A 17538-nucleotide genomic window follows, 5' to 3' on the forward strand; every position below is an offset into this window, starting at 1 on the left:
AAGGAAGATATTTTTGTAGAATTAAGAAAACGCTTTCAAAAAGGGGGATTATTATGTTTTCTCGTAAAAAGATTTCAGCTGTCATATTGGCGGGTTCGTTAGCTTTAAGTTTAGGTGCATGCAGCAGTTCGGGTACATCAGGAGAAAAGAAAGAAAGTACAGGTTATCCGAAAAAAGCCATAACGGTCGTTGCTCCATCGGGCGCAGGCGGGGGATGGGATTTAACCGCCCGTTCATTTACAAAGGTCTTGGGTGAGACAAAACTGGTTAACCAGCCATTAACCGTCGAAAACAAACCCGGTGGCGGGGGCGCTGTCTTCATGGCGGATTATGCAACACAGCAAGCTGATAACAATGACATGCTGTTCGTGAATTCACCGCCTGTCATCATCAATAACCTTAAAAAAGAAGGCAACAGTCCTTATGGATATAAAAATACGACTCCTTTGGCGCAGTTGACAAAGGATTATGGGGCAATAGTGGTAAAGGCAGATTCTGAATTCAAGGATTTGAAATCAGTGCTGGAAGCAGTGAAAAAAGATCCGCGTAAATTGACCTTCGCAGGAGGATCGGCTCCGGGATCCATGGATCATTTGATTTCCATTCTTCCAGCATATGAATATGGCTTGAATCCAACCGAACTTAAATACGTTTCGTACGATGGTGGAGGGGAAGCGATTACGGCATTGCTTGGCGGAAATGCAGATGTGATCGGAACGGATGCATCCAGTGTCAGGGAATTTTTAAAGGCAGGAAAGATTAGAGTGTTGGCCGTAACCTCGACGGAACGTTTAGGTGGAGATCTAAAAGACATACCGACGGCAAAGGAACAGGGTGTTAATGCTGAATTCACGATTTGGAGAGGCGTTTTTGGACCTCAGAATATGTCTGGTGAAGCGAAAGCCTTTTGGGACGGAACCATTGAGAAGCTAGTTGAAACTTCTGAATGGAAAAAGGAAGTGGAAGTTCAAGGATGGGAACAAGAGTATAAAAATAGTGAAGAATTCAGCAAGTTTTTAGAAGAACAGGAGAAACAGGTGCAGCAATTATTGGAAGCCTTAGGCATGGAAAAATAATCGAGAAGAAGGGGGTGCTTTCACCTTCTTCTTATTTTCTGAAATGGAGGGATTGTGATGGATGTTAAATTTGATCGCTTTGCATCTGTAGCCTTTCTGGCTGTCGGAGTGCTGTTTATGATAGGAAGCAGAAAGCTGGCCAGTTCTTCTTATGGAAGTTCGGTAGGACCGGACATTTTCCCTTTTGTATTGGGACTCGTTCTTGCTGTTTTAAGTATTCGCCTGTTTTATGAGGCATTTCGGAGCAATGTACAGGAATCGGGTAAGGGAAAGCTGGAATATAAACCTTTTATCATCATTCTGCTCTCCACCTTGATTTATATTTTGACATTGGAAACGATAGGATATGTCATTACGACCTTTCTGTTTTTGTTTGTTTGCTTTCAAACGATGGAGCGAAATAAATGGGTGACATCGCTCATCATATCCGCAGGATTTTCCGGAATCATCTATTATTTATTCGTGAATGTTTTAAAGGGAACACTGCCGGGTTGGCCAATCTGGTTTTCATAAAGGGGAGGGGGATGTGAAGTGGGCACTTTTGATTATTTGATGCATGGTTTTGAAACGGCACTAACTTGGTATAATATACTTTTTGCATTTGTCGGAGTATTGATCGGTACGGCTGTCGGCGTTTTGCCGGGGATCGGGCCTATGAGCGGTGTGGCTCTTTTAATTCCGGTAACCGCTTCGATTACAGGGGGACTTCCCCCAGAGCAAGCGGCAACAAGCGCCATCATTTTACTTGCAGGTGTTTATTATGGAGCGATGTATGGAGGATCGACAACTTCAATCCTATTGAATACTCCTGGTGAATCTTCTTCTGTCGTCACCACACTGGATGGCTACCAAATGGCTAAGAAGGGAAGAGCCGGGAGTGCTTTATCGATTTCGGCAATCGGTTCCTTCGTCGGAGGGATTGTCACCCTTGTCGCCATGATTGCCTTGGCTCAGCCATTATCGACGATTGCCATTAAATTCGGTCCAGCTGAGTATTTTTCGCTCATGCTTCTAGGGTTGGCGGCAGTCAGCGGCCTCGCGGGAAAATCCGTAACCAAGGCACTGATCATGACGGTTTGCGGTTTGTTGATCGGGACGATAGGCATCGATAATGTATCCGGGATCGCCCGTTTTACATTCGACATTCCTTGGCTGTATCAAGGGGTTGAATTCCTGACGATCGCAGTAGGCCTATTCGCCCTTGGGGAAGTATTCAAGACAATCCTGGAAAAAGACGAGGATGATGGGGAAATTGCAAAGATCAATAATTTGATTCCTTCAAAAGAAGAATTCAAGGAATCTGCAGGGCCGATTGCGAGGGGATCGCTCTTAGGTTTCTTTGTAGGAATCCTGCCAGGTGCAGGGGCCACTCTTGCTTCCTTCTTCTCATACCTTATGGAAAAACGGATATCAAAAAAACCCGGGAGATTTGGTACGGGAGCAATCGCTGGAGTGGCTGGTCCTGAAACGGCCAATAATGCGGCTTCTGGCGGAGCGATGATTCCATTATTGACGCTGGGAATTCCGGGTTCAGGTACAACGGCGATTTTAATGGGTGCGCTGATGATGTACAATGTTCAGCCAGGTCCATTATTATTCGAAGACCATCCCCAGGTGGCCTGGGGACTTATCGCCAGTATGTTCATCGGGAATCTGATGCTCCTCATCCTTAATCTCCCGCTCGTTAAGGTTTTTGCGAAAATCATTGAAACGCCAAAGAAGTATTTGATACCAATCATTATCGCGATCTCCATTTTTGGCGTTTATGCGGTACAAGTATCGACTTATGATTTATTGCTATTACTAGGATGCGGGATCTTGGGATATTTCTTAAGTAAAAATGATTATCCAATCGCCCCGTTGGTATTAGGACTGGTTTTAGGACCGATGATAGAAAATAATATGCGCAGGGCACTGACGATATCCGATGGTGATTATAGTTTGTTTTTCACTCGGCCGCTTTCGTTGACATTCCTGATCGTAACGGCATTATGGCTGCTCATTCCGGTTTTACTCAAGAAGAGAGGGAAGGATGTTGTCATCAATATTGAAGGTTAACTAATATTTTCTGAATGTTGTGAAAAAACTCCTTTTTTAAAGGGGTTTTTTTTTATATGATGTAAGTAGAGGTGATTGAATGCGTTTACACACCAAGTTGATGCTGGGCATCTGTACGTTAATCATCTTAATGGGTGGAATCTTTGAAGTTATTTTCATAAATATCCTAGAAAATAACCTGAAGCAGGAAACAGGGGAAAAAGCATTGTCGGTTGCCCAGACCATTTCTTTGCTGCCTGAAATTAAACAAGCTTTTAGAACGGACAATCCTTCTGTAATCATCCAGCCCATCGCGGAAAAAATTCGCAGGCAGATCGATGCGGAATTCATAGTAATAGGGGATGAGAATGAAACAAGGCTGTCCCATCCAGATCCAAACTTGATCGGGAAGAAAATGGTAGGGGGAGATAACGCCGAGGTGTGGGATGGGAAATCCATCATCACGGAGTCCACTGGGACATTGGGACCTTCCATTAGGGGGAAATCCCCGATTATCGCCAATGAAAAGGTCATTGGTGTCGTCTCCGTTGGCTACCTTCAGGACGATATTGAAAAAGAATTGTCCAGTATACAAAGAAAGATCGTCTGGATCATCTCTTTTATATTAGTCGGCGGTTTGTTGGTAGCCTTCTTCATTTCATTCAATATAAAAAAGGCGATATTGGGCCTGGAGCCGAAAGAGATCGCCTGGATGTTTCAAGAAAAGCATGCCATTTTGGAATCCATTCATGAAGGCATCATTGCCATTGATGTTCATGGAAAAATCACGGTCGTCAATGAAACGGCGCATAAAATCCTTCATATTCCTAAAGACGTCATGCTTCGCGGGCAAAAAATCGAAGAAGTCATAACGCATACACATTTGCTTGATGTAGTCAGCACGGCACGGGCCGAGTATGATCAGGAATTCATGATTGACGGTGAAGTTTTTTTGGCTAGCCGGATTCCGATCTTGAATGGACAGGGAGAAATCATTGGTGCAGTTGCAAGTTTGAGAAATAAATCGGAACTATCCAATCTACTTCAGGAACTGTCACATGTAAAGGCGTATGCAGAAGGGCTGAGGGCCCAGACACATGAATATTCGAACCGGCTCTATACACTGCTAGGCTTGATTCAACTCGGTTCATATAAAGAAGCAATGGATTTCATATCGAAGGAAGTCGATGTCACCCAAGGCTTCATTCACTTTCTAATGAAGGAAGTACCTGATCCGATCATTGCTGGGTTCATCTTAGGGAAGGTAAGTTTAGCCAGTGAGCTGAAAATTGATTTTACCATTGATAGAGAAAGCAGTTTTAAAGATATTCCATCTGTAATAGATCGAGATTTATTGGTGACGATCATCGGCAATCTCATCAATAATGCCTTTGAAGCTGTACGGGAAAACGAAAGGGAAGAAAAGAGGGTATCGTTGTTCGTCACGGACTTGGGTAAAGAGTTGATCATAGAGGTTGAAGATAATGGAAAAGGGATGAACTCAAATGTTACCGAATTGATTTTCCAGGACGGTTTTACGACGAAAAGCCATCAAACCAATTCAGGTATAGGATTGAGCCTTGTTCAGGAAGCGATTGATGGATTAGGGGGATATATCACTTTTTCGACGAAAGAAGGGGAATATACGATTTTTACTGTTGCACTGCCAAAAAATAGAGGGGTGATTAAATGATGGCCATTCGCGATATAGAAGTTTTGATCGTAGAAGATGACCTGCGGATTGCGGAGATACAAAAGCTGTTCATCGAAAAGATTGAGGGGTTTCAAACGATCGGAATCGCGTCAAGCTATGACGAGGCTAAAAGCTTCATCGAAATCATGCAGCCGGATCTATTGCTGCTCGATATGTATTTTCCGGATATGAATGGGCTCGATATCCTGAAGGAAATCAAGCAGCAAAGCAAACAAATGGATGTCATCATGATTACGGCGGCTAAAGAAATCGAAAAAGTCCAGGAAGCCATCAAAATCGGCATATTTGATTATATTATCAAGCCTGTCGCATTTGAACGTTTCAAGCAGTCCTTACGCAGGTATCAAGAGTATCACATTAAACTGTCTGAATTGGAAAAGGGCAATTTTCCTGTAACGCAGCAACAGGTGGATAAGCTTTTGCGAAAGGAAATGAATGAAAAAGAGAGGGAACAGACTTTACTGCCAAAAGGGATCGATCGGATGACTTTGGAGAAGGTGATGGTTGTGTTGGGGAAATCCTCCCCGGGTTTAACTGCCGAAATAGTGGCAAAGGAAATCGGTGTGAGCAGGACAACGGCAAGGCGTTATCTGGAGCACTTGATGTCAGAGGAAAAAATTGATGCCGATTTAACATATGGCACGGTAGGACGTCCTGAAAGGGTTTATGCCATCAAGATATAAATGGGTTCGCCAAGCGGCGGATCCTTTTTTATTTGCTCGAATAAATGTAAGGCTATTTCTTGGAATCAGATTGATGTGAATTCATCGTTTTTTTTTAGTGTAAAAATGATGAATGAGGAAAAAATACGTGTGAAAAGTTTTGAAGCAGACAAGTATATGACAAGTGTCATGGCAGGGATTTGACGTTTATGACTATAGAAAATCGGTTATTATTCCTATACTTAAAGAAGAGATGCAAGCATAACCGATCCATTTAAACACTTCATTCCTATATTTTTTGAGGAGGAAATCATGAGTAATCATAATCAAAAACAATTGAGAAAAGATGTTGCCCCTTTTGAAAAATCCAATACTAAATCAAGCGTGAAACAGCTCATAAATACATTTCCGCCATTTTTCCTGTTATGGTTTTTAGCATATCAAAGCTTAACCATTTCATACTGGCTGACACTTGCATTGGCCGTTCTTGCTTCAGGATTCGTAGTCAGGATTTTCATCATTTTCCATGATTGCTGTCATCAATCGTTTTTCAAAAGCAGGAAAGCGAATAGCATCCTGGGTACAATCAGTGGGATCGTTACATTATTTCCGTATGAGCAATGGAAGCATAGCCATTCCATACATCATGCAACAAGCAGTAATTTAAACAAACGCGGTACAGGGGATATTTGGATCATGACCGTTGATGAATATATCGCCGCTACATTCTGGGGGCGTCTTGCTTACCGTTTATATAGAAATCCGATCGTCATGTTTGGATTGGGTCCATTTTATCTATTTCTTGTATCGAACCGTCTGAATAAAAAGGGCGCTAAAAAGAAAGAACGGATGAATACGTATTTGACAAATGCTGCAATCGTGGCAATTTATGGTCTTTTATGCTTGGCTATCGGATGGCAGGCATTCCTGATGATTCAGGTACCGATGCTTTTTGTAACGGGATCACTTGGCATCTGGCTGTTTTATGTACAGCATCAGTTCGAAGATTCTTATTTCGAAGAGGAATCTGAATGGGATTACGTGAAGGCTGCCATTGATGGAAGTTCTTATTATAAACTTCCAAAGGTTTTGCAATGGGTAACTGGTAATATCGGTTTTCATCACGTGCATCACCTTAGTCCAAGAGTGCCGAACTATAATCTGGAAAAAGTCCATGAATCCACCCTGCCTTTGCAGCAGGCAACGACAATCACCCTTAGTTCAAGTTTAAAATCACTTCGCTTCCGCCTTTATGATGGCGAAAACAAGACGTTTGTCAGTTTTAAAGAGATTAAGGACCGTCTAAATGAAGCAAAATCAAAAATTGAACTCAATAATGAACGTCCAAGTCTTCAAAAAAAATAAATTGTTCACCAAAAAACCATTCGATTCCCATTGGATGGTTTTTTGATGAAACTCCTTAGTATATACTAGGATAAAAAGAAATAGAGGCGGCGCCATGCAAAGTTGGTATCATATCTTTCCGAAAAACACAGGGCTGAGCCCTTATGTCTGGATCATTTTTTGTATCCTTCCTTTTTATTTCATCTTCAAATCCTCTTCGATGTTGGAGATAGTCTTTGGAATCGTCATGATCATATTGTTTTTCATATCATATGGTCTCTCATTCGTTTCGAAGGGATGGCCCGTATACGTATGGACCGCGATACAAATAATCATTTCGATATCGATGACCATATTTTTCAGCTACATTTACTTTTCACTTTTTTTAGCATTCTTTATTGGGAATGTTCAAAATAAGGTTGGCTTTTTCGTATTATATTCAATCCAGCTATTGGCTACCATCGTGTCTGTCAATATTGGCTTCATCATGAAAGACCCTACCTTCTTTTCGCAATTTCCCTTTATGCTCATTTGTGTGGTAGGTGTGATCCTGCTCCCTTTCAACACGTATAATCGGAATAAACGGGGCATGCTGGAAGAACAATTGGAGGACGCTCATAAAAGAATATCAGAGCTTGGCAAAATGGAAGAACGTCAGCGGATTGCCCGTGACTTACATGATACACTTGGCCAAAAGCTGTCTTTGATTGGCTTGAAAAGTGACCTTGCAGGGAAGTTGATCGATTTGAATCCGGAGACGGCCAAGAAAGAAATCAAGGATATCCGTCAAACGGCGAGGACGGCACTCAAGGAAGTACGTGAAATGGTGTCGGAAATGCGTGGGTCCAAGCTAAGCGATGAAATCATCCGGGTCAAGCAAATATTGAAAGCCGCAGAGATAGAATTCAATTTGGAAGGGACCACGGAATTACAAGAAACCCCATTGCTTGTTGAAACGGTTTTGAGCATGTGCTTGAAGGAAGCTGTGACCAATATCGTCAAACATAGCGGTGCCGACTGCTGTAATATCGTCATCGAAGAATTACAAACAGGGGTGACGATCACAGTACAGGATAATGGAGTGGGACTTTCACATAGATCAGAGTATATTAAAGGCAATGGACTTCAAGGAATGAAAGAAAGGCTAGAATTTGTTAATGGCAGCCTGGATATTAAATCAACAGAGGGAACGACACTTTATATAAGGGTTCCGAATGCTATAAAAAATAATGGATAGGTGGGATTAACCTTGATTCGAATCGTAATTGCCGAAGATCAGCGGATGCTGCTTGGCGCGTTAGGTTCCATCCTTGATTTGGAAAGTGATATGGAAGTTGTAGGAAAAGCGAGCAATGGGGAAGAAGCAATGAATCTCGTCAATCAATTAAAGCCGGATATATGCATAACAGATATTGAAATGCCAGTTAAAACCGGGCTCGATGTAGCGGAGGAGATCAAGGATCAAGGCCACCAATGCAAGGTCATCATTTTAACCACCTTTGCACGTCCTGGGTATTTTGAAAGAGCCAGAAAGGCCGAGGTAGGCGGATATCTTCTGAAGGATAGCCCAAGTGACGAACTGGCGAACTCTATCCGTGTCATCATGGATGGTCGGCGCATTTATGCTCCTGAGCTGGTGGATATGGCTTTCGAAGAAGAAAACCCTTTGACTGAACGAGAGTGCCAAGTGCTCAAATTGATCGCGGATGGTAAGACCACAAAGGAAATCGCAAGCCAGCTTTATCTGACCAATGGAACGGTTCGTAATTATATATCGGTCATCCTTGATAAATTGGATGTGAGCAACCGCGTTGAAGCGATTGTAAGATTCAAGGAAAAGGGCTGGTCAAAAGATTGATCAAAGGTAAATCCATGGCGGCCTCGCAAATCAAAAAAGCGCAGTGTCAGAATTGAATATGGTATATTAATTTTTATTACATACGGAGAGGATGACCATTATGCAAAAGGCTACATTTGCTGGAGGCTGCTTTTGGTGCATGGTGACACCATTTGAAGAACAACCGGGGATTGGGGGAATCGTATCCGGTTATACGGGAGGACATGTTGAAAACCCGACTTACGAGGAAGTGAAGACGGGAACTACGGGGCATTATGAAGTCGTGGAAATCACTTTCGATCCTCAGTTATTTCCTTATGAAAGATTGCTGGAGCTATATTGGCAGCAAATCGATCCAACCGACGATGGCGGTCAATTTCATGACAGAGGAAGCCAATATCGGACGGCCATCTTCTATCATGATGAAGCTCAAGAAAAACTGGCTCTTGAAGCGAAAGAAGAGGTAGCAGGCAGCGGGAAGTTCCAGAAACCAATCGTAACTGAAATCCTTCCGGCCCAAACCTTTTATCCTGCCGAGGAATACCATCAAGGCTATCATAAAAAAAACAAAGATGATTATAAAGCGGACCGTGCGAAATCGGGACGTGATGAATTCATTGACCAGCATTGGAACGGTGAATGAAATGGATCGGGTGTGCTTACACATCCGGTTCTTTTTTTGACCTTTTAAAGGTACAAAAATTCAAATCATTATTTCATCGGATTTTTATGCGCAGGGGTCAATTTCTCATGATATTTTCATATTTCTTCAGTACACTAAGGGGTAGGTGGTGATGATCATGAATAAGAGAATTTTAATAATAGAGGATGAAGAAAAAATAGCGAGGATTCTCCAGCTGGAACTTAATCATGAGGGTTATCAAACAGAATCGGCTTTTACCGGAAAGGCTGGTCTGGAAAGAGCAGAAGCAGAAGAGTGGGATTTAATCTTATTGGATGTGATGCTGCCCGAGTTGAATGGCATAGAAGTACTTAGGCGTTACCGGAAAAAGAATGGATCGACACCGGTCATCCTCCTAACCGCAAGGGATGCTGTGCCAGACAAGGTGAATGGCCTGGACCATGGTGCGAATGATTATGTAACGAAACCGTTTGAAATTGAAGAGCTGCTTGCACGGATCCGTGCTTGTTTTCGTACCAATGTACGGGAGAGCCAATCAGAAGTGGAAGTGGATGAACTAAAAATCCATGATCTGAAGTTGAACCTCGGTACAAGGGACATTCACAGGCAAGGCAATAGGATTGAGTTGACTTCCCGCGAGTTCGATTTGCTGGTTTATCTTTTGCAAAATAAAAATCAAGTACTTTCAAGGGAGCAAATCCTGACCCATGTATGGGGATATGACTTTGCAGGGGATACGAATGTGGTTGATGTGTATATCCGTTATTTGCGCAAAAAGATAGATTATCCCTTTGAGGTGCAGCTCATCCATACTTACCGCGGGGTAGGTTACAGCTTGAAGGAGCCAGTATGAAGATTCGGACGAAAATCCAATCGTATTCCAGTCTTTTTTTAAGTGTCATGCTTATCTTGTTGAGTATCATCGTTTTAATCGCCTTCCTTTGGATATCGTTAGAGAGGGAACGGGATCTGCTTGAAGATCAAGCTTCATTAATAGAAGAAAATATCCTGACGAAAGATTTGATTTCCGGTGATTCCGATTTAATGGAGCCATATATCCCGGACGATGGAATGGTGCGGATATTCGACACGGATGGAAGGCTGGTAAAATCATTTACGGATGAAGAGGACCTTAAGGGGCTTGCGGTTAAAGCCATTGACGAGAAAGGATATGATTTTGCCAAAGTTGACGGTGAATATGTATTGACCTACCGTTTTCCTTATCCTGATGAGGGGAAGAAGCTGGGGATGATCGAGGTCACACAGCCGCAGGATACCCTCCTTGATAATTTATCGACGCTTGCCCTCGTTTTGGGCGGTGCATCCTTTTTTGTCATTCTGTTATCGATTCTTGCCGGTAAGTGGCTGGCCAACCTGATCCTCAAACCGATATCGGTCATGAGCGGAACGATGAAGGATATTGAGAAAAGCGGGGAATTCAAACGGATACCGCTATCGGATCAATCAAAGGACGAGCTGCAGGTGATGGGAGCGGCATTCAACAGGATGATGGAAAGGCTGGAGCGGAATTATAACCAACAGCAGCAATTCCTTTCAGATGCCTCACATGAATTGAAAACACCGATTACGGTAATCGAAAGTTACTCCTCTCTATTGAAACGCTGGGGAATGAAGGATCAGGCTATTCAGGAAGAGGCAGTGGAGGCAATCCATCATGAAGCCGTCCGGATGAAAAAGCTGACGGAACATCTTCTGCAGTCAGCTTCCCAAACGGAACCTTCAGAAGATGTGGAAGGGAAAATAGAACTCATTTCGTTTTGTGAAGGGATTGCCCAAACATTCAGAAGGACGGGAAATCGTGAAATAACGATAGAGTCAGAGTTTAAGGAAATCTATGCAATGACCATTTCCAGTAAGCTTGAACAGGTAATTGTCATCCTATTGGACAATGCAATGAAATATAGTGAATCAAGTATACAGATCATGATAAAACGGCAGGATAATGAAATTGTCATCGGTGTGAAAGATCACGGCGGAGGGATATCATCAGAACATCTCCCACATGTATTTGACCGTTTTTATCGCGTTGATTCTTCAAGGGCAAGGAAAACGGGAGGCAATGGACTTGGGCTTTCCATCGCCCGGACGCTTGTAGAGTCATTCGACGGTAATTTGGAGATTCAAAGTGAGGTGGGAGAGGGAACGTTGGTGACTCTTACTCTTTCTCATCAAATTCTAATCTAACGCTCATGTTCGTTTCATGAAGGGTGCTTATTATTAAGGTAACAACTTAAAGGAGGAATTCATTCATGAAAAAACAGTGGAGTACGATTAAAGAAGGCATCATTCAAAGGAAAAAGGTAATCATGACGGTGTCCATAGCTTCCGTATTGCTTTTCGGCGGTGCTGCTGGAACGGCAGTATATGCAGTCAATAAGGGGAATCTATCCGAGGATGAGGCTGTCAAAATGATTTCAGAAAAACTAGGCGGGGAAGTTACTCAATTTGAAAAGGATTGGGACCAGCCGATGATATATGAGATGACCGTTAAAACAAAAGAAGGCTATCAAGACGTTGATGTTGATGCTGAAAAGGGAGAGATTCTTTCTCAGGAGATGGAAGACGATGACGATGAGGATATGAGCACACAACAAGCCGTGGAAACTGCAAAAGTCAGCAGTGATCAAGCTGAAAAGATTGCCTTGAAAGCGGTGGATGGTCAAGTAACGGATATGGAGCTTGATTCAGAGAATGGCACCCTTGTGTACGAGCTGGAAATAAAACAAGGACAAAAGGAATATGATGTTGTGGTGGATGCAACCACAGGTAAAGTATTGAAAAACCAATTGGAAGATTAATCAGCAATATTTGATATATGAATGCTCTTGAACTGAATTGTATGAAGGATTTGCCAAGTGGCAGATCCTTTTTTTAATTGCGATTATGAATCTAAAGCGAAATTAGGGGGAAGGAAGTAGAAACTTCCTTTCGATGAAGAGGCGTATGGGTGGGAGAACGGGCATGTAGCTGATGATACTCTGAAAACATCTGCGGTTATAAAGGAATTAAAAAGAAGAAACGCGAATAGAGGCAATAAGAATTTATTCAATGGAGGATTGATTATGGGAAATTTGGAAGAGGCACTGTCATTAAGGAAGGAAAGAATTCGAAAAATCCAATCGATTATTGATGGGTCTGGCAAAGCAAAATCCCGGTGATGCAGTCATACAGTATCAGTGTGCCTGGAGTTTGGATATTCTCGGACTTGAGGTAAAGGCGGTGCCCTATTATGAAGCGGCACTCGAATTAGGTTTGCCGGAGGAGGATGCCAAAGGGGCATACCTCGGGTTGGGCAGTACATATCGCACCATAGGGGAATATGAAAAATCAAGACGGACATTGGAATCCGGGCTGGCGAAGTTTCCTGGGGATAAGGCTTTATTGGTATTCAGGGCCATGGCATTTTATAATTTGGGCCAACATGATCTTGCGATGGAATCTCTATTGAAGATCATTGCCGAAACGTCGAGGGATCAAGAAATACAATCTTATGCTAAGGCCATAAAATTTTATAGTGATAAACTGGATAAAGTTTTCACATAATCGTGATCATCCCCAAACTATCCACAAAGCCTGTATAAACCAAGTCATCCTTACATCGCTGAAATGAATTAATCAACAATATGACGGGGAATTTCTTGCATTTTGCACTTTTACGTATAAATGAATGTGGATAACCTCGGATTGTGGATAACTTTCCGGTGTTATTCACTACTTTTCCACAGGTAATCCACATATTCACCTTTAATATGAAAAAAACACTGGCGATTAAGTCTCCAGGAATTTTTTATTGTAATGACTTAAGGCTAAAAGGGGATAAATATAGCGATAGCTATGATAATGGATATACAAAAAATCTGCCATTCCCTGGCCTGCAGGATAATCATTGGTCCAGCTTTCTTGTTGACCTGCACGGATGAGATAGGCAATGCCTTTTTCAATCTCTGCTGTCGGCTTTTCTGATGCCGATATCAACGCATCCACAGCCCAGGCTGTATGTGTCAGTGTGCTAGTTCCGAGGGGGATATATCGTTGCTTGATATCACTGTAACAAGATTCACCCCAGCCGCCATCTTCATTTTGAATTTTCTTCAACCAAGTTAGGGCTTTTTGGATGGATGGATGTCCAGTGGCTTGCCCTGCTGCCTTCATGCCGGTCAGTGCAGACCATGTGCCATATAGATAGCAGATGCCCCAGCGCCCATACCAGGAGCCATCACGCTTCTGGTCTTCCAATAGCCAATCCACCGCTCTTTTACTGACTTCTTCCGGCTTTTTCATATTTGTATAGTTCCCCAGGAATTCCAGCGTCCTTCCTGTCAGATCAGCGGTGGAAGGGTCAGTCAGGAGATATTTAGAACCCTCTATAGGAAGAAGCTGCAGCCATTTATGGTCGTTATTCCGCTCGAAGGCTGGAAATCCGCCATCATCATTTTGCATGGATATCGTGAAGGAGACACCGCGCTGCCAGCTGTCCCGATTATCCGGTTTTGCTTGAAGTTGCTTAGCCAGCGCCCGCAGTGAGGCGGTCGTATCATCGACATCCGGATTCATGGTATTTAAATCCGAGAACCCCCAGCCGCCTGGAATCGCGTTAGGATTATGGATCAGCCAATCTCCATACATATAATGCTGGCGTGACAGCAAGTACTGATTGGCCGCCTTGACCGCTTTGTCTTTGAAAGGCATTCCCGCTTCTTGAAGGGCGTAGCTTATTAAGGAGGTATTCCAAACATGGGGTGTAGTGAACTGGATATGTGTGTGTCCCTCAATGGAGCAGGCCATCCCCTTCAGACCGGCCATGGCCTTTAGAATCACTGGATCTCTTTTCGAATATCCAATGGAAAGGAGGGCAAAGATCATGAAAAAGGTAGAACCGAAATAATTGTACAGTGTCCCGTCTGGTTCCAGCCTGTCGAGCATGAACCTTTTTGTTGAATCCAATGCTAAGGAATGCAAATAATCCGGATAACCAATCAAGGTTTTAACGCCTGTTTGAAGTTTAGAGAAAAAGGAACGATATTCTTCGGTACGATACTCTTCCCACATACGCTCTTCGGATCGGTCCTCCCTTGTTTGAAATAAATCTTTTAGATTTGGCGTGTCAGGGGTCTTGATTTGAAACCTTTTATGGCCAAGCAATAGCAATGGAATCATGTTGACCCGCCCATATACGGAAAGATCATAAATGCTGACGAAAAAGGTCGGAGGCAGTAAGACCACTTCGAGAGGAATGGGGAATAGGCGAGGCCATTGATATTGTCCGGTGACGGTAAGCATCATTTTCGTTAACATTTTGGCCTGTTTGATGCCGCCCTTGGAAAGAATGAATTGTTTGGCTTTTCTCATATGGGGATGATTCTTATTGCGGAGTCCGCTAAAAAGAAGGCCATAGTAGGCCTCGATCGTAACCGTAACATTGCCGTCCTTCTCGTCTTGGAAAAGTTTCCATGAACCGTTTTCCGTTTGCCTGCTTTCGATTCTTTTTACTAAAGCCTCTATAAGAGGAGTGTCTTCCATATCTAAAATTTTCAATAATATGATCATATAGGCATCTGCCGTTATCCCGGTGTCGAAGGGATAATTCCACGAACCATCAGCGGATTGGTCTTGTTTCAAGCGGTGAACAAGGCGGTTGATTTCCAATTGTACATGTTGGTTCAATGACTTTCCTCCTCTAAAAACACATTTTCCGTTAATATGTATATTCAAAACTTGTCGTTGCATTCAAGAAATCAAAGGAGGGGGGAAACTAAAAAACGCTTTGGCAATGAAAGCTGCCAAAGCGTCATTTAGATACTATGCATCATTTAACGGGTAAGGAAGATGGCTGCATATAGCGGTAAATCGGCAATTCTTTTCCCTTGTCAGCCGGGATGAAATTGAATGTCACATAGCTGTCCATGCCTTCAGGTTCGAGGGCAAGGGAGATGAAGTTGGCATCAGGCTGGGCCATGTCGAAAACATAGCTTCCTTTTGGGAAATCCCGGGTTTTTGAAGTAACCGTGGTCGTTACTTCCCTTGTGGAATGTCCGCTTTCCAGTTCAGCGGAAACTTTTAAATCCTTGACCCTATAGCTTTCAACAGCTACTTTCATAGGTTTTTTTAATTTTTTCACTTCCACTCCCAATATCTGAAGTTTCTGGGCGATATTTTTATATTCTGGTGGAAGGATATAAGCTGTCGGACGATCTCTGACAAGGGTAGGGTAGGCATCGGTAGAATCCAGCCAATCGATGGAGGCATCGACCATTTTAGCTTTCGCTAAATCGACTACTGTCAATTTTTGATCCTTAATCAATTTATTTTCGCTGGTGATGACAATTTTATCGTTATCATTTGCTTTTCGCCCTTTTCGCACGACTTCAGTTTCTGCCTGACTAACGGCTTTTTTAACCTTATTGGCCTGTTCGGCTGCCGTTTTGATGAATGCTGCCTGTGCTGTAGCTTGTGCAAAAACACGTCGTTTAAAATCCGTACGGCCGATATTGATCCCCCTTGTTTCAATTAAATAGGTCATTGTATTTTTCAAACCGAGGGCGTTTCGGCCAATCCGGGCTTCTGTGCTTCCTTCTGTGGCGGTAAGGACTCCATCATCAGAAGTGGCCAGTGTATAGTAATCATGATAGGAAAGCTTTTCTTTTTCCAAAGTTTTAAAAACATTAGGCAAAAGCAGTTCATCGGAAGCTTTTCGAAGCTGTGCGGGAATATTTAAATTCTTGGCTGAGGAGATGAGTAAATCATAGGAAGCGATCGATCCATTTGCTCCCACCTTTTTCAGGGGGGCAGGATTCACTGTATATTCATGTACTTCCAGAATGACTTCAGGTTCATAATCATCGATTGACTGATGAATCGTCTGCACTTCAGGATACTCCACTTTTAAGTAGTCCCTATTCGCATCCATGTCATTTGCGGTATATCGTTTGAAATAATAAGAGCCATCAGGATTGACTCGTGGAACGATGGCAACATTCACTTTATCGAGGACATCACCAAGCTTGCCTTCAGCCAGCCATTGTGCAAGGACTAATGTAGATTCACCTGAGGCGGGTTCATTGCCATGGATTTGACCTTGAATCCAAATCAATGGTTTATGGGAATTCTTAATCTGCCTTTTTGAATCCTTGCTGAAAAGAAGCATCGGGATGTCGCGTCCTTCTGTGGATTTACCTATCGTCTTGACCTGGATGTTTTTGTTTTTATGGGAGAGGGACCTGATGGAATCCAACAATTCTTCCTGGCTCGTAAAGGCGATCTTGTTTTGTTTAAAGGCAGGGGTCTTGAAAGAAACATTAGGGTCAGGGAAAAGGTGGGAGAGGTTATCTGGTTGAATGTAGCTTGGACCATTTCCATAATAAGGGGTGAATTCTTCCGCCTTGGCTATAGGGCCAGGCAATCCAGTGACAAGGCCTAGTGTTACGACTGATACGATGGTAGGAATGATTTTTTTCATGGACGTCCTCCTGTCTATCTTTTTCCATAAATTATCATATTTCAAGCTATCTATACAGTGAAAACGTTTGAAATAGTGAAAAACAGGAAGTAACGACTAGATTAATGATTCCATAGCACAATTCGCAATTCCTTTTAATAGATGTTCATCACCTGTATTCTGTATAATTACAGGTGGGAAGTAAAAATGACACGATCAAGCAATTTGCTTGGCCCGTATCATTTCAATTGATCTTGTAACTTATTTAAAAGATCCTGTGAATCTTCGCCACTCATTATCTTGCCATTCACTTTCGCATAGGGGGTATTCTTACAAAGTTTACACTCACTTAAACATTCATATTCCTTATATTGAATCCTTGGATTCTCTAAGAACTTACCATAATCGGCAACAGTTTGTTCATTAAGGAAGCGGTCAAGATTATTTTGGCAAAATTCAATTTGGATTTTCGCCTTTTTTGAGAACACTTTGGATAAAAAGTTTTTCATCATATCGCTTCTTTCATTGGAAGAGTAAATATTTGTTATTTTGATTTTATCATTTCCTGTAACGAAATGCATGATTGGTTCATCCAAATTCATTACAATCTGACTATCCGGAGAATATCAAACTAATTCACTTGTATATATTGACACATATCTGAGAGATGATAGAATAAGAATGACTGATAATGATAATGAATCTCATTATCACGAATGGAAGAACCTTGTAACTATTGCAACTTCATGATCGCGATTTCAATAGTGGA

General features: G+C 42.5%; 16 protein-coding genes. 13 read left to right on the plus strand and 3 right to left on the minus strand.

The annotated features are described in order from the left end of the window. The first annotated feature begins 53 nt into the window (after window positions 1-53). The 13 genes from ACQKMF_RS13160 to ACQKMF_RS13220 all read left to right on the plus strand — a co-directional run bounded on the left by ACQKMF_RS13160 (window position 54) and on the right by ACQKMF_RS13220 (window position 12877). Window positions 54-1076 carry a Bug family tripartite tricarboxylate transporter substrate binding protein gene (locus tag ACQKMF_RS13160; protein WP_402943591.1) on the plus strand — a complete coding sequence of 341 codons (1023 nt, stop codon included), beginning with the start codon at window positions 54-56 and terminating at the stop codon, window positions 1074-1076. Window positions 1077-1133: 57 nt separating this feature from the next. Beyond that, window positions 1134-1589 carry a tripartite tricarboxylate transporter TctB family protein gene (locus ACQKMF_RS13165; RefSeq protein ID WP_101223697.1) on the plus strand — a complete coding sequence of 152 codons (456 nt, stop codon included), beginning with the start codon at window positions 1134-1136 and terminating at the stop codon, window positions 1587-1589. 18 nt (window positions 1590-1607) lie between these two features. After that, the gene (locus ACQKMF_RS13170) at window positions 1608-3134 is read left to right on the plus strand and encodes a tripartite tricarboxylate transporter permease (RefSeq protein ID WP_101223696.1); all 1527 of its coding nucleotides are present in this window, start codon (window positions 1608-1610) and stop codon (window positions 3132-3134) included. 79 nt (window positions 3135-3213) lie between these two features. Then, window positions 3214-4806 (plus strand): ATP-binding protein, encoded by a 1593-nt coding sequence (locus ACQKMF_RS13175; RefSeq protein WP_427573593.1) that lies wholly within the window; start codon window positions 3214-3216, stop codon window positions 4804-4806. Continuing rightward, window positions 4803-5510: a response regulator gene (locus ACQKMF_RS13180; protein WP_402943600.1), complete on the plus strand. Its 708-nt coding sequence runs from the start codon at window positions 4803-4805 to the stop codon at window positions 5508-5510. The genes ACQKMF_RS13175 and ACQKMF_RS13180 overlap by 4 nt, the downstream gene beginning before the upstream one ends. Window positions 5511-5801: 291 nt before the next feature. Further along, window positions 5802-6854, plus strand: a complete 1053-nt coding sequence (locus ACQKMF_RS13185) for a fatty acid desaturase (RefSeq protein WP_427573595.1) — start codon at window positions 5802-5804, stop codon at window positions 6852-6854. 94 nt (window positions 6855-6948) lie between these two features. Continuing rightward, a complete protein-coding gene (locus ACQKMF_RS13190; protein WP_101223692.1) occupies window positions 6949-8070 on the plus strand; it encodes a sensor histidine kinase in 1122 nt (373 codons plus the stop codon). 12 nt (window positions 8071-8082) lie between these two features. Then, window positions 8083-8691, plus strand: coding sequence for a response regulator transcription factor (locus ACQKMF_RS13195; RefSeq protein ID WP_101223691.1), 609 nt, complete (start codon window positions 8083-8085; stop codon window positions 8689-8691). A gap of 100 nt (window positions 8692-8791) precedes the next feature. After that, window positions 8792-9313, plus strand: a complete 522-nt coding sequence (gene msrA / locus ACQKMF_RS13200) for a peptide-methionine (S)-S-oxide reductase MsrA (protein WP_402943607.1) — start codon at window positions 8792-8794, stop codon at window positions 9311-9313. Window positions 9314-9470: 157 nt separating this feature from the next. Further along, complete coding sequence (locus ACQKMF_RS13205) at window positions 9471-10166, plus strand: response regulator transcription factor (RefSeq protein ID WP_101223998.1); 696 nt, start codon at window positions 9471-9473, stop codon at window positions 10164-10166. Continuing rightward, on the plus strand, window positions 10163-11518 hold the full coding sequence (locus ACQKMF_RS13210; RefSeq protein WP_427573599.1) for an ATP-binding protein: 1356 nt from the start codon (window positions 10163-10165) through the stop codon (window positions 11516-11518). The genes ACQKMF_RS13205 and ACQKMF_RS13210 overlap by 4 nt, the downstream gene beginning before the upstream one ends. Before the next feature lie 65 nt (window positions 11519-11583). Next, window positions 11584-12132 (plus strand): PepSY domain-containing protein, encoded by a 549-nt coding sequence (locus tag ACQKMF_RS13215; RefSeq protein WP_427573601.1) that lies wholly within the window; start codon window positions 11584-11586, stop codon window positions 12130-12132. A gap of 391 nt (window positions 12133-12523) precedes the next feature. Beyond that, a complete protein-coding gene (locus ACQKMF_RS13220) occupies window positions 12524-12877 on the plus strand; it encodes a tetratricopeptide repeat protein (protein ID WP_427573603.1) in 354 nt (117 codons plus the stop codon). Between the two features lie 225 nt (window positions 12878-13102). Here the strand turns inward: ACQKMF_RS13220 and shc are convergent, their stop codons facing one another. The 3 genes from shc to ACQKMF_RS13235 form a co-directional block, all read right to left on the minus strand. After that, window positions 13103-14998, minus strand: coding sequence for a squalene--hopene cyclase (shc, locus tag ACQKMF_RS13225; protein ID WP_427573605.1), 1896 nt, complete (start codon window positions 14996-14998; stop codon window positions 13103-13105). A 142-nt stretch (window positions 14999-15140) separates the two neighbouring features. After that, window positions 15141-16790 carry a M14 family metallopeptidase gene (locus ACQKMF_RS13230; protein ID WP_402943623.1) on the minus strand — a complete coding sequence of 550 codons (1650 nt, stop codon included), beginning with the start codon at window positions 16788-16790 and terminating at the stop codon, window positions 15141-15143. A gap of 218 nt (window positions 16791-17008) precedes the next feature. Continuing rightward, window positions 17009-17350, minus strand: coding sequence for a DUF1450 domain-containing protein (locus tag ACQKMF_RS13235; RefSeq protein ID WP_402943626.1), 342 nt, complete (start codon window positions 17348-17350; stop codon window positions 17009-17011). Between the last annotated feature and the right edge of the window lie 188 nt (window positions 17351-17538).

This window comes from Peribacillus sp. NPDC101480 (genome assembly GCF_050277335.1).
Classification (GTDB): Bacteria; Bacillota; Bacilli; order Bacillales; family DSM-1321; genus Peribacillus.